This window comes from Exiguobacterium sp. s50, assembly GCF_018618175.1.
GTDB classification, from domain to species: Bacteria; Bacillota; Bacilli; order Exiguobacteriales; family Exiguobacteriaceae; genus Exiguobacterium; species Exiguobacterium chiriqhucha.
Window position 1 is genome coordinate 40369 of sequence record NZ_JACSLP010000001.1, and the last position, 13050, is coordinate 53418.

12 protein-coding genes are annotated in these 13050 nt (G+C 51.8%); 9 read left to right on the forward strand and 3 right to left on the reverse strand.

The annotated features are described in order from the left end of the window. Positions 1-16: 16 nt before the first annotated feature. Entirely contained in the window at positions 17-1192 is a 1176-nt protein-coding gene (locus KNP68_RS00240; protein WP_029595383.1) for a cation:proton antiporter, read from the forward strand. 48 nt (positions 1193-1240) lie between these two features. Here the strand turns inward: KNP68_RS00240 and KNP68_RS00245 are convergent, their stop codons facing one another. After that, entirely contained in the window at positions 1241-1870 is a 630-nt protein-coding gene (locus KNP68_RS00245; RefSeq protein ID WP_029595382.1) for a DedA family protein, read from the reverse strand. 101 nt (positions 1871-1971) lie between these two features. On the opposite strand from KNP68_RS00245, the gene KNP68_RS00250 reads away from it, so the two are divergent. From KNP68_RS00250 to argH, 5 genes are all read left to right on the forward strand, one after another. Further along, entirely contained in the window at positions 1972-2529 is a 558-nt protein-coding gene (locus KNP68_RS00250) for a DNA-3-methyladenine glycosylase I (RefSeq protein WP_198922696.1), read from the forward strand. 123 nt (positions 2530-2652) lie between these two features. Further along, positions 2653-4140 carry a sodium/proline symporter PutP gene (gene putP / locus KNP68_RS00255; RefSeq protein WP_029595380.1) on the forward strand — a complete coding sequence of 496 codons (1488 nt, stop codon included), beginning with the start codon at positions 2653-2655 and terminating at the stop codon, positions 4138-4140. 126 nt (positions 4141-4266) lie between these two features. Further along, positions 4267-5421 carry a CapA family protein gene (locus KNP68_RS00260; RefSeq protein ID WP_021067549.1) on the forward strand — a complete coding sequence of 385 codons (1155 nt, stop codon included), beginning with the start codon at positions 4267-4269 and terminating at the stop codon, positions 5419-5421. 127 nt (positions 5422-5548) lie between these two features. Next, complete coding sequence (locus tag KNP68_RS00265; protein ID WP_029595378.1) at positions 5549-6760, forward strand: argininosuccinate synthase; 1212 nt, start codon at positions 5549-5551, stop codon at positions 6758-6760. Next, a complete protein-coding gene (argH, locus tag KNP68_RS00270) occupies positions 6753-8135 on the forward strand; it encodes an argininosuccinate lyase (RefSeq protein WP_029595377.1) in 1383 nt (460 codons plus the stop codon). The genes KNP68_RS00265 and argH overlap by 8 nt, the downstream gene beginning before the upstream one ends. A 68-nt stretch (positions 8136-8203) precedes the next feature. Here argH and KNP68_RS00275 read toward each other — a convergent pair whose 3' ends face one another. After that, the gene (locus tag KNP68_RS00275) at positions 8204-9658 is read right to left on the reverse strand and encodes a glycoside hydrolase family 1 protein (RefSeq protein ID WP_214798375.1); all 1455 of its coding nucleotides are present in this window, start codon (positions 9656-9658) and stop codon (positions 8204-8206) included. A 195-nt stretch (positions 9659-9853) separates the two neighbouring features. On the opposite strand from KNP68_RS00275, the gene KNP68_RS00280 reads away from it, so the two are divergent. The 3 genes from KNP68_RS00280 to KNP68_RS00290 all read left to right on the forward strand — a co-directional run bounded on the left by KNP68_RS00280 (position 9854) and on the right by KNP68_RS00290 (position 12053). Next, on the forward strand, positions 9854-11050 hold the full coding sequence (locus KNP68_RS00280; RefSeq protein ID WP_214798378.1) for a helix-turn-helix domain-containing protein: 1197 nt from the start codon (positions 9854-9856) through the stop codon (positions 11048-11050). 220 nt (positions 11051-11270) lie between these two features. Continuing rightward, on the forward strand, positions 11271-11801 hold the full coding sequence (locus KNP68_RS00285) for a biotin transporter BioY (protein ID WP_029595374.1): 531 nt from the start codon (positions 11271-11273) through the stop codon (positions 11799-11801). A 63-nt stretch (positions 11802-11864) separates the two neighbouring features. Then, positions 11865-12053 carry a hypothetical protein gene (locus KNP68_RS00290; protein WP_021067555.1) on the forward strand — a complete coding sequence of 63 codons (189 nt, stop codon included), beginning with the start codon at positions 11865-11867 and terminating at the stop codon, positions 12051-12053. 127 nt (positions 12054-12180) lie between these two features. Here the strand turns inward: KNP68_RS00290 and KNP68_RS00295 are convergent, their stop codons facing one another. Beyond that, complete coding sequence (locus KNP68_RS00295; protein ID WP_021067556.1) at positions 12181-13029, reverse strand: sulfite exporter TauE/SafE family protein; 849 nt, start codon at positions 13027-13029, stop codon at positions 12181-12183. Positions 13030-13050: the final 21 nt, after the last annotated feature.

The following is a 13050-nucleotide window of genomic DNA, read 5'->3' on the forward strand; positions in this document are numbered from 1 at the left end:
ATATAGGAGGTGACGTATGGAACTGAATATGATCGTCCTGCTCGGTCTAGCGCTAGCCGTCATCTCCGTACTCAGTCTGATCATCGAACGATTGTTCTTTCCAAGTATTCTTGCCTTTATCGCCATCGGCGTCGCCGTCGGCTTCTTCTGGGGCGGAAACGAGGTCTTTAAAATCGCCGGCGAAATCGGGATTATCCTGTTATTCTTTTTACTCGGTTTGAAGTTTCCGCTCGGAGAGTTGATGAAGCGTCTCAAGCTGGTGTGGAAGGCAGGTGTCCTGGACATCGTGCTCGCTTTTGGGGTCACGATTGGGATTGCCCTATTGTTCGGACTCGATTTTTCCCAGTCTTTTTTAATCGGTGCCGTCTTGTTTGCGACGAGCTCGTCGATTTCCGCGCGTATGCTTGAGCGGCATGCAGATAAACATGAAGATGTGAAAGAGTTCGTCTTGGCGCTTCTCATCTTTGAAGATATCTTCGCCCCGCTCATCTTGACCGTCGCCCCGTTCATCATTCAGGATGAGCCGATCGAGGTGTCTGATATCGGGAAAGTGTTCGCCGGCTTCCTCATCTTCGGTGTGTTACTCTTTATCGGATCGCGTTTCGTCAAGAAACAACCGAAAATCGCCAAACATCTGCTGCGGCAAGACGATGCGAGCATCGGCCTGATTGGCTTGATTCTCTTTTTCGCCGGAATCGGGATGGTGTTCGGACTGTCCGAGATTCTCGGGGCGTTCATCGCCGGCATCATGCTCGCAGGCATTCACGATGTCCGTCCGTTGAAACGGTTGACGGTCCCCGTACGCGACTTGTTTTTGCCAATCTTCTTCATCTCGTTCGGGATTTCGATCAACCTGGAACAAGGCGTCATCGTCAACACGCTCTTCTTCGTCTTGATCGTCTGGGGCGTCTTATCGAAATGGATTGTCGGCCGCGTCGGCGGCCGCATGTATGGCCTGACAAGAGTTCAGGCCAACGAGGCCGGTTTCTCGCTCGCTCCACGCGGGGAGTTCTCGATTCTCTTCACCGCCTTATCAAACGGGGCGATCAACTTGTTCGTCGGACTATATATTTTCGTCTCGGCCATCATCGGAATCGTCTTGTTCCGCTTCTCTGAAATTTTAGCCGCTAAGACGGAAGAAAAACTGGAAAAAGTTTTACCTGATGAGAAGAAGGATGATTCAAACAAATAATATAAGATACACAGGACCGATCTTCACACGAAGATCGGTCCTTGCCGTTTAAAATGAAGAGGCTTGTTTGGCTTGTTTCTTCTTCCGCTTTTTGCGCCAGATGAAAAAGGCGATGACTCCGATTAGCAAAATACCGTAAATGACATACGAATATACATCTAAATAGCTCAAAATCGACTCCCAATTCTCGCCGACGCGGATGCCGATATAGATGAGGATCGTATTCCAAATCACCGTCCCCGCTGTACTGAGCAACAAAAATTTCAAGAACGGCATATTCGACATACCGGCCGGGATGGAAATCAAACTCCTGACGACGGGCATCAAGCGGCCGAAGAACACCATCCATCCCCCGTATTTATCGAACCAGGCGTCGGCACGGTGCACGTCGGCGATGTCGAGTCGAATCCATTTTCCGTACCGTTTCGTCCACTTCTCAATCTGCTCGACGTCTAGATACAGTCCGATGCCGTACAATAGGACCGCTCCTAGGATGGCGCCTGCCGTCGCTGCGAAGATGACGAGCGGGACGATCAAATCGGTCTTCACGGCGAAAAAACCGCCGAATAAGAGCACGACCTCCGAAGGAATCGGCGGGAACACGTTCTCAATGAAAATCATGAACGCGATGCCAAAATAACCGAACTGTTCAATGACCTGGATCATCCAGTCTCTCATTTGCTTCACCCTCCAATAGTTCCTACTATACCCGTCACGTCCGGTCAAAAACCGTCGCAACATGTTAAAATGAAGCATTAGAAGGAAAGTGAGGACATGACATGACTGAAATAACGCGTTGCCCATGGTGCGGCACCGACCCGTTGTACGTTCGTTATCACGATGAAGAATGGGGCAAGCCCGTCCATGATGATGTAAAGCATTTCGAATGTTTGACGCTCGAGAGCGCCCAGGCTGGACTCAGCTGGATCACCATCTTACGGAAACGCGAAAATTATCGGGACGCCTATGCCAATTTTGATGTCGTGACCGTCGCCTCGTTCGACGAGACGGATGTGGAACGATTGATGACCAATCCTGGTCTCGTCCGAAACCGTCGTAAAATCGAGGCATCCATCAACAACGCCAAGCGATTCATCGAGATTCAACAAGAGTTCGGGTCGTTCGATGCCTACATTTGGTCATTCGTCGACAACACGGTGATTCACAACGAGTGGGCATCGACCGACGACATCCCAGCCACGACCGAACTGTCCCACCAAGTGAGCAAAGACCTGAAGCGCCGCGGTTTCAAATTTTTGGGACCGACGACCGTCTATGCCCACCTGCAAGCGACGGGCCTCATCAACGACCATCTCACCTCTTGCTTCGCCAAATAATTTGATTATTTGGTCAATCCCTAAACAAAATCGTGCACTTCATTCATTTTTGTGACAAAATTTTGTCATGGTGCAATCCATAGATTTTGAAAGCGTTTTCATTATGAACGAGGGGGATGTTGTATGAACGGTGTATTGATTTCGATTACAGTGTATATGGCGCTCATGGTGTTACTCGGTGTCATCGCCTATCGGCGGACTGAGAGCATCGGCGACTATATGCTCGGAGGACGCGGCCTTGGTCCGGCCGTAGCGGCTTTGTCGGCCGGTGCTTCCGATATGAGTGGTTGGCTATTGATGGGCTTGCCGGGGGCGATGTTCGCGACCGGACTCTCGAGCGGATGGATCGTCATCGGGTTGACGATCGGTGCTTACTTGAACTGGTTGCTCGTCGCACCTCGTTTACGGACTTATTCTTATTTGTCAGAGGATGCCATCACGATACCAGATTTCTTTGAGAAACGTTTTAAGGATTCGCGTGGGACGCTGCGGACATTCTCTGCGGCCGTCACACTCGTCTTCTTCACGCTCTACGCCACGAGCGGGTTCGTGGCCGGCGGTCGCTTGTTTGAAGCGGTCTTTGATATCAATTTCGGGACCGGTGTCTTGATTTTGGCTTCGATTATCATTTTGTATACGTTCATTGGCGGCTTCTTAGCCGTCAGTTGGACCGACTTTGTCCAAGGACTCATCATGTTGTTCGCCCTCATCCTTGTACCGGCTATCGCCATCACGGCGACTGACGGGGTGAGCGCCGCGTTCCAAACAATCGGTGATATCGATGAGGCGCTACTTGATCCATTGACAGGACAGTCGCTTATCGGCATCGTCTCGCTCTTCGCTTGGGGTCTCGGTTATTTCGGGCAACCACACATCATCGTCCGTTTTATGGCCATCGAGAAGTTGCAAGACATCAAGAAGGCACGACGTATCGGCATCTCGTGGATGTTGTTCACCGTCGTCGGGGCCATGGCGACCGGATTGTTCGGACTCGCCTACTATACTCAGCGCGGGCTAGAAATCGACAATCCGGAAAATATATTCATCAATCTATCTGATTTGTTGTTCGTCGATCTCATCACCGGTGTGTTGCTCGCAGCCTTGCTTGCAGCCATCATGTCGACGATCTCGTCACAGCTCCTCGTCTCATCGAGTGCGGCGACGACTGATTTCTATCAGAAGTTCTTCCGCAAAGACGCCGGCGACCGCGAACTCGTCATGGTCGGACGGATTACCGTCATCCTCGTCTCGCTCATTTCGATTTGGCTCGCGTTCGGGGCGGATGACACGATTTTGAACTTGGTCGGATATGCCTGGGCCGGATTCGGCTCATCGTTCGGTCCACTCATCCTGTTCAGCCTGTTCTGGAAACGGACGACGCGTCAAGGCGCGCTGGCCGGGATGTTGACCGGTGCGTTCATCGTCATCGTCTGGAAAAACGTTGCTGCCGATTGGTTCGGGACCTTCGGCGAGCTATATGAGATGATTCCTGCCTTCTTCTTGTCGAGCCTCGCCATTTATGTCGTCAGTTTGCTGACACCGCCACCGAGCACGACGATCACGAACGAGTTCGAGGAAATGGAACACATCTTGAAGACAGAACGGATTTAACACTCGGAGTGCCATGCTACTATAGCCTGGCACTTTTTTCTTGTGCCCTGACAAGGACATTCTTCTTCCATGGCGAATGACTTGAGTAGACCAGTTTGGATCACACGAAAGGAAGTGACTCGTCCGTTGAAACGAGTAATCCCGTATAAACAAGCCATGTTGACCTTGCCCCTCCTCTTTCTGTTCGGCTGTGCGACCGCTGACGTCGAGACGTCTACGGAGCAAACGGAGACTCCGGCACCAGAGACAGAGGCGGAGGCGGAAGCCCCGGCCCCTGTTCCTGAAGAGCCAGAACCCGTCGTGACGACGACGTCGCTCTATGCGATTGGCGATATCTTATTGCACGACAGCGTGTATAATGCCGCCAAGCGCGGAGACGGCTATGATTTCACCGCCGCCTTCGAACCGATCGCTCCGATTTTGACCGAGGCCGACATCGCCATCGCCAACCAAGAGAGCATGATTGGGGGCAGTGAAATCGGTTTATCGAGTTATCCCGCCTTCAACAGTCCGTATGAGGTCGGCGATGCGCTCCAAGACGCTGGCGTCGACTTGGTAACGACGGCGAACAACCATACGCTCGACCGGGGTGTCACGGCCATCGAGAATTCAATCGCGCACTGGAACGAGATCGGCATGCCGTACACCGGTTCATTCTTATCGGAGGCGGACAAGTCCGAGCTTCGGACGCTGACCGAGAATGACATCTCATTTGCCTTTCTCGCCTATACGTACGGGACGAATGGAGTCGTTCCGAAACAACCGTATCACGTCAATTACATTGATCTCGAGGCGATGACCCCTGAAATCGAAGCGGCCGAGCAAGCGGCCGATATCACGGTTGTCTCGCTTCATTTCGGTAACGAATACGAGACGGTCCCGAACGAGGCGCAACAGACGCTCGTCCAACAACTGTCCGACCTCGGGGTCGATCTCATCATCGGCCACCATCCCCACGTCCTCCAACCGGTCGCCTGGGTGGATGGCGCCGAAGGCAATCGGACGTTCGTCGCCTACTCGCTCGGCAACTTCCTGTCCGGACAACAAGGGGACGACCGGAATACAGGTGGCATCGTCGGCATCGATGTCGTCAAGACGGTCGAGGCGGATGAGACGACGTTCGAACTCGCCAACCCGATGTTCTATCCGACGTTCACCCGCCGCACAAGTGCCGACGGTCCGTTCGAGGTCGTCCCGTTACAGTCGGCCAAGCCGGAGCTGTTCGAGGCCACGAGCCAACATATGTCGCAGTGGATGCCAGAGCTCGAAATCGTCCAATGAAGGATCACTTTCACAAGTGATTCTTTTTTTTTTCGCCAAAAAGGTTGCTTTACGGCGAAGCATACGTTAGAGTAATTCGTATATTTATAAATACAGATGAATAATTATGTATAAGGGGTGTAAGGAAATGAAACAAAAACTCGTATTAGCTTATTCAGGTGGACTTGATACATCGGTCGCAATCAAATGGTTGGATGAACAAGGGTATGACGTCATCGCCTGCTGTTTGAACGTCGGCGAAGGAAAAGACTTGGAACGCATTCAACAGAAAGCACTCAAAGTCGGGGCCGTCAAATCGGTCGTCATCGATGCGGTCGATGAATTCGTCAACGATTTCGCCCGTTACTCGATGCAGGCACATACTATGTATGAAGGCGTCTATCCGCTCGTCTCTGCCCTATCGCGCCCGCTCATCTCGAAGAAGCTAGTCGAGGTCGCACAAGCCGAAGGTGCCATCGCCGTCGCTCACGGATGCACGGGGAAAGGGAACGACCAAGTCCGGTTCGAAGTGTCGATCCATGCGCTCGATCCGTCGCTTGAAATCATCGCCCCGGTCCGGGAGTGGAAATGGTCGCGGGAAGAAGAGATCGCCTATGCGGCCGAGCACGGTATCCCAATCCCAATCGTCCAAGAAGAACCGTTCTCGATCGACCAAAACATTTGGGGCCGGGCTGTCGAATGCGGCATCCTCGAAGACCCTTGGGCCGCTCCACCAGCGAGCGCCTATGAATTGACGGCGCAACTCGAAGACACACCGAACGAACCGACCTATGTCGAAATCGAATTCAACGCCGGTGTACCGGTCGCCATCAATGGACAAGCGGCGACGTTCACAGCCATTCTTGAGCAGTTGAACATCGTCGCCGGGGCCCACGGCATCGGGAAAATCGACCATATCGAGAACCGGGTCGTCGGCATCAAATCGCGGGAAGTGTACGAGGCACCGGGCGCGATGACGCTCATCACCGCACACCAGGCGCTCGAGGCGCTCACACTCGTCCGGGAAGTCGCCCATTTTAAACCGATCGTCGAACAGAAGTTGACAGAGACGATTTATAACGGTCTCTGGTACTCACCATTGACGAAAGCACTCCTCGCCTTCATCGATGAGACGCAACAGACGGTGACCGGTACGGTCCGGATGAAACTATTCAAAGGACAGGCCATCGTCGACGGACGGAAGTCACCGATCTCGCTCTATGACGAGCACCTCGCGACATACACGTCAGCCGACACGTTCGACCAGCAAGCGGCCGTCGGCTTCATCAAACTTTGGGGGCTGCCGACGAAAGTGCAAGCGGAAGTGCTCGCAGAGAAAGGAACGATGGTGCATGAGTAAACTATGGGGCGGCCGGTTCGAACAGACGGCCAGTGAATGGGTCGACGAGTTCGGTGCCTCGATTCATTTCGACGCCCAGCTCGTGTTAGAAGATATCGAAGGGAGCATCGCCCACGTGACGATGCTCGGGGAGCAACATATTTTGACAGCAGATGAAGTCGCGCAAATCGTCGCTGGTCTGAAGACCCTAGCCAAGAAGGCACAAGCGAGCGAATTGACGTTTAACGTCTTCCATGAAGATATTCATATGAACCTCGAGGCGTTGTTGCATGAAGAGATCGGGCCCGTCGCTGGAAAGATGCACACGGCCCGTAGCCGGAACGACCAGGTCGCGACCGATATGCACCTCTATTTGAAGCGCCGCGTCCTCGAGACAATCGAAGGGATTGAAGCCGTGCAGACGGCACTCTATGACCACGCCGCTCAAAACGTTGAGTCGATCATGCCGGGCTATACGCACTTGCAACGGGCCCAGCCGGTGTCGCTCGCCCATCACTTGCTCGCTTACTTCTGGATGCTCGAGCGCGACAAGGAGCGTTTCGGTGACAGCTTGAAACGGATCGACATGAGCCCGCTCGGTGCCGGGGCTCTCGCTGGGACGACGTTCCCGATCGATCGCCACCGTTCGGCCGAGTTGCTCGGCTTCGCCAACGTGTATCCAAACAGCCTGGACGCCGTCAGCGACCGTGATTTCATCTTGGAATTTTTATCGAACGCGTCGCTCCTCATGATGCACTTGTCACGGTTCTGCGAGGAGTTGATTCTTTGGAGCAGTGAAGAGTATCGGTTCATCACGATCTCTGACGTGTTCTCGACGGGATCGAGCATGATGCCTCAGAAGAAGAACCCGGACATGGCCGAACTCGTCCGCGGGAAATCGGGACGGGTCGTCGGTAATCTGATGGGGCTTCTGACCATCATGAAAGGCTTGCCGCTCGCCTATAACAAAGACCTGCAAGAAGACAAGGAAGGCATGTTTGACACCGTCAAGACGCTCCAAGGGAGCCTCAGCATCATGGCCGGCATGATTCAAGACATGACGTTCCACACGGACACGATGAAACAAGCGACCGAGCGCGATTTTTCGAACGCAACCGAGCTCGCCGACTATTTGACGGCAAAAGGCATGCCGTTCCGGGAGGCGCATGAAGTGACGGGGACACTCGTCCGCTACTGTATCGATCATCGTCTGTATTTGGCGGAGCTGCCGATTGAGACGTATCATGCCCACTCTGGATTGATTGAACAGGACGTGTACGAGGCACTCTCTCCGGTGACGGCCGTCAAACGTCGCAACAGCTACGGCGGAACAGGGTTCGACTCCGTCCGTACGCAATTGAGCGAAGCAAAAGCCAAGTTACCGACCAACGTGTAACGAATAAATCAAAACAAGCGTCCGTTCCGCGAGGAATGGACGCTTGTTCATGTTGATGACTCCGTTGATTACAATTGTTCACCATTCGATGTGATCACTTGCTTATACCAATCAAATGACTTTTTCTTCTTTCGCTCGAGCGTGCCGTTGCCATAGTCGTCTTGATCGACATAGATAAAGCCGTAACGTTTTGACATCTCCGACGTACTTGCGCTGATGAGATCGATGCATCCCCAGCTCGTATACCCGATCAAGTCGACACCTTCTTCAATCGCTTGTCCCATTTGCTCGATATGGGCCCGCAAGTATTCGATCCGGTAGTCATCGTTGATTGTACCGTCTGCTTCGACGACATCGTATGCGCCCAATCCATTCTCGACGATGAACAACGGCATCTGATAACGGTCATACATCTTCTTCAAGGTGATGCGTAACCCTTTCGGATCAATCTGCCATCCCCAATCGGACGCCTCTAAATAAGGATTCTTGATGCCACTGAAGAAGTTTCCTTTTTGTTTCGCCTTCTCAGGGGCACCGCTGGCGACCATCGACATATAATAGCTGAAGGAGATGAAGTCGACGGTGTGTTGTGACAAAATCTCTTCATCTCCTGGCAGCACTTCAATCGAGATATCATGTTTGTCGAAATAGCTTAACATGAAGCTCGGATAATATCCGCGCGCTTGCACGTCGGTAAAGAACAAGTTCTTTTGATCTTCTTCGAGCGCAGCTAACACATCGTCTGGATTACTCGTTTCCGGGTACACTTCCATTCGGGCGAGCATACAGCCGATTTGCGAATTTGGAATGATCTCATGACATGCACGTACGGCACGAGCACTCGCCACGAATTGATGATGAAGCGCTTGGTACACAGTCGCCTCCACATTCTCGACGCGATCGACTAAAATCCCACTCCCGATGTATGGTGACATCGTCGAGACGTTAATCTCATTGAACGTCAGCCAATACTTTACTTTATCCTTGTAACGAGTGAAGACGGTCTCTGCGTAATGGACAAACAAGTCAACGAGCCGACGGTCCGCCCAGCCGTTATATTTTTTGACGAGTGTGAGCGGCAATTCATAATGCGACAATGTCACAAGCGGCTCGATCCCGTACTTGAGCAGCTCATCAAAGACGCGGTCATAAAACGCTAGCCCTTCTTCGTTTGGTTCGAGCTCATCCCCGTTCGGGAAAATCCGAGGCCATGAAATCGACATCCGGAACGTCTTAAAACCCATCTCGGCGAAGAGAGCGATGTCTTCTTCATAGCGATGATAAAAATCGATGCCGCGACGTTTTGGGAAATTCGCCCCATCATCAGCCGCTAACAGTCGCTCAAGTTCGGCTTCACTCTTCACGTCCATCTCGATTTCAGCTGTACGCGCTTCTTTAGGGACGAATGTCACCATATCGAAAATGGATAGACCTTTCCCTCCTTCTTTGTAAGCTCCTTCTAATTGATTGGCCGCCGTTGCGCCACCCCATAAAAAGCCTTCTGGAAATCGATGTGTACTCATATGTAATACTCCTCTCTTCATTGAACACTTTTTTGATACGGTCTAGCAGTCCATGTTCGACTCTGTAACCGTTTGCATTTCTGCTTGCTTGTAGTGTACTCATTCCCATTCGGCTTTTTTTGTATTTATTTATCATTTTTAGTAGATTTATAATACAATTTGCAGATACACCCGATTGATAGGAGAGATGATTTGATGGATGTGAATCAGAGAGACACGAATCAGGATTACACGTATTGGTGCCGGTTGTTGCATCAGACTACCCATCTGTCCGTGTTATTTTACAATGACCGATTATCGTTGCAGATGGCGTATCCAGAAACATCATTCATTCCCCCTTCTCTACGTCAACTTCTGGAGCGGTTAACTCTCTTAAATGAGCCTTCTAACATACCGGTTTGGCGTCGTCTCAATTCGAACGAACAGGTCGTGACGTTGGTCATCACCGACAACGAGCAGCCGATTGGCCTTTTCATTCTCGGTCCGTGTCTGGATTCGGCAGAAGTGGAACCGAATAGTTTTACGAATGGCTTGCCTGTTTTTTCGCGACAAGACCTACTACATGTAGCCGTGCTCGCGACCTCGATTTTGACCACGAGACGACTTTCTACGTCCGATGTCGTCCTAGATGAGGATTCGTCCAAGCGTCGCACGACAACCGAGGATACGAAAACCTATGAACGAGAGCTGTTCAAAAACAGACAAGACATTGCATTCCACGCGACGTATCAATCGGAACGGATGACGTTACGGTGTGTCAAGGAAGGTCAGAAGGAAGAGTTACTTCAGCGACTGGCATCACCCGACCGAGATGGACGAATCGGGGTGCTCTCCAAACAGAGCACTTTGCGAAATGAAAAAAACCTCCATATTTCTACCATCACGTTAGCGACACGTTATGCGATTGAAGGAGGACTTCATCCGGAAACGGCATATACGATGAGCGATCACTATATCCAAGGGGCCGAAGAACTTCGAACGATTGAAGCTGTACAACGTTACACCAAAGAGGCGTTATGTGAATTCACGGATCAAGTCAACAAATCAAAACAGCTTCGTCATAGCGCCCCAATCATCAAATGCCAGTCGTACGTCTTTAAACATCTGTATGACGCCATCTCCTTACAAGACGTCGCTCGATTCGTGAATCTTCATCCCAACTATTTGTCGTCCCTGTTTAAGAGAGAAGTCGGGCTTTCGTTCACAGAGTATGTGTTGCGAGAAAAAATAGCGGAAGCCAAAAAACTGTTAAAGTACACCGATTCCTCTCTTTCTGAAATTTACACATGGCTTAATTTCCACGACCAGAGCCATTTCACAAAAGTCTTTAAAACCTACACGGGCACGACTCCCAAACAATTCAAGCAACACGAGCACATGCCAACGATGTGAATTTGAATCTCCAACATATGGAGTTAGTTTCACGCTCAACGTTAAAAGTGTCCGTAGGCGTAAAAACATCCTCAATACGCCGTGGTTTGGAGTGTCTGCCTAAAGCTGAATTTGTAGGCTCAAGCTGTATACGACCAGGTACTTAGTTTAGTACTTGCCAACTTCTTACGATGATGTTAACCTAACTTTAGTCAACGTTAACAGAAAAGGGGTTTACATAGTGAAAATTCATGATATGACACAAATTGCTATCGGTGCCGCGCTGCTCGCGAGCATCGGTTCGATTGCCATCCCAATCGGTCCGGTCCCAATTACGCTGCAAATGCTCGGTATCATGACGGTCGCTTCCGTCCTCGGTGCCAAAAAAGGCGGACTCGCCGTCATCGTCTATCTCTTGCTGGGCTTAATCGGCCTTCCAGTACTCAGCGGTTCGGGCGGACTTGCCCCGTTCGTCGGTCCGACGGTCGGATACTTGCTCGCCTTCCCAATCGCGGCCTTTTTGATTGGCTGGTCATCGGAACGGCATCGTTCGTTCCCTGCCCTCATCGGCTACAACGTCTTATTTGGACTCGGTCTTGTCTATTTGCTCGGCAGTCTTGGCTTGCAAGCCGTGTTTGGCATGACGTTCATCGATGCGCTCAAAGTGAACATTCCGTTCATCATCGGCGACTTAATCAAAGCAGTGTTGGCGGCAGCTATCGCTTATAAAGTGTCCACTAACCCTCAAATGCGCAAAACCCTCGCCTCTTGAAGGTTCAAACGTTTCAGCGGAAAGTATAGGTGGAACGTATATAGTATGGAAGGGGGTGTCCTTATGAGCGATTCGACGTTTAAAAAACGTTTGGCTAAAGCGACCCATCGCTTTCCGAAAGGACAACGACGCGGGAAAGACGAGACGCGGCACGAGAAGCGCGATATCGAGGCGTTCGAACGACGTCTGCGGGAAGCGAAAAGTAAAGTCGGGGAGATTCAAGAAAACATTGACCATATTGCCAGACGTTAAAACCTCGTCCTCGGACGGGGTTTTTTACTGTGCTGAACTGGTTAAGAATGCTCGGTACGTCGCATCGATCGAATAGCCTTAGTATATCCCCACAAACAAACCCCCGTCCGTAGACGAGGGTTTGGAATCACTTCAAACGCGGTCGGATGAACAGCGCGACGATGAACGAGAGTGCGAGCACGACGAGCAGTCCGAGCGAGAGATCGTTATAACCGAGCAAATTGAGGGCGACACTGATGGCGACGGCGACATAGAAACCACCGAGCGCCTTTTTGACGAGTTGCGAACTGAACCGCTGCAACTGTTTCGCCCCGATCGGTGAACCAATCATCGCACCGGCGATGAGCGCCAAGCCGTGCCAATAGTTCGCATCGGCTCCGGCAACGGCATAGTTGATCACGCCCGAGACGACGATGAGGAACGCCGCGGCGATACTCGTCCCGACGGCCCGTTTCATCTCGGTGTTGAGTAACTTGACTTGAAGTGGCGTCAATACGAACCCACCGCTGACACCCATAAGTGACGAGATGAATCCGCCGAACAACCCGATGAACCCGAGGCGTGGGACCGACTCCGAACCGACGCTACCCTCTTCGTGCTGTTTCGACCGGAAGAACGAGACGGCGAAATACGTCAACAGCGCGATATAGGCGAGCGAGATGACCGGCTTCGCGCCGTCGAGTGTCTCTAGATAAAATACGAGCGGCGTCGCCACCCACGTCCCGACGACCCCGAACGCGCCAATCAAGAGGGCGTGTTTCGGATTGACGTTCTTTAATTTGATATGGGAGATCGTACCGGCCGTCGTTGACCCGAGCGTGAGCATGAGACTGAGGGCGATGGCCGCGCTCGCCTCGTATCCGAAGACGAGCAAGAGCGGCGTGAGTAAAATCCCGCCCCCGATGCCGAAGAATCCGCTCAAAATTCCGATGAGCGTTCCGAGCAAAAGAAACGATAGTAATGCTGTGACGTCCATGAACAAACCTTCTTTCTTTCC

What these genes read in the sequence shown, in the direction of transcription:
- KNP68_RS00295 (WP_021067556.1), bottom strand. Translation starts at nt 13,029, where the DNA reads ATGGACGTCACAGCATTACTATCGTTTCTTTTGCTCGGAACGCTCATC.
- KNP68_RS00280 (WP_214798378.1), top strand. Translation starts at nt 9,854, where the DNA reads ATGGATGTGAATCAGAGAGACACGAATCAGGATTACACGTATTGGTGC.
- putP (WP_029595380.1), top strand. Translation starts at nt 2,653, where the DNA reads ATGAACGGTGTATTGATTTCGATTACAGTGTATATGGCGCTCATGGTG.
- KNP68_RS00240 (WP_029595383.1), top strand. Translation starts at nt 17, where the DNA reads ATGGAACTGAATATGATCGTCCTGCTCGGTCTAGCGCTAGCCGTCATC.
- KNP68_RS00245 (WP_029595382.1), bottom strand. Translation starts at nt 1,870, where the DNA reads ATGAGAGACTGGATGATCCAGGTCATTGAACAGTTCGGTTATTTTGGC.
- KNP68_RS00290 (WP_021067555.1), top strand. Translation starts at nt 11,865, where the DNA reads ATGAGCGATTCGACGTTTAAAAAACGTTTGGCTAAAGCGACCCATCGC.
- KNP68_RS00275 (WP_214798375.1), bottom strand. Translation starts at nt 9,658, where the DNA reads ATGAGTACACATCGATTTCCAGAAGGCTTTTTATGGGGTGGCGCAACG.
- argH (WP_029595377.1), top strand. Translation starts at nt 6,753, where the DNA reads ATGAGTAAACTATGGGGCGGCCGGTTCGAACAGACGGCCAGTGAATGG.
- KNP68_RS00265 (WP_029595378.1), top strand. Translation starts at nt 5,549, where the DNA reads ATGAAACAAAAACTCGTATTAGCTTATTCAGGTGGACTTGATACATCG.
- KNP68_RS00250 (WP_198922696.1), top strand. Translation starts at nt 1,972, where the DNA reads ATGACTGAAATAACGCGTTGCCCATGGTGCGGCACCGACCCGTTGTAC.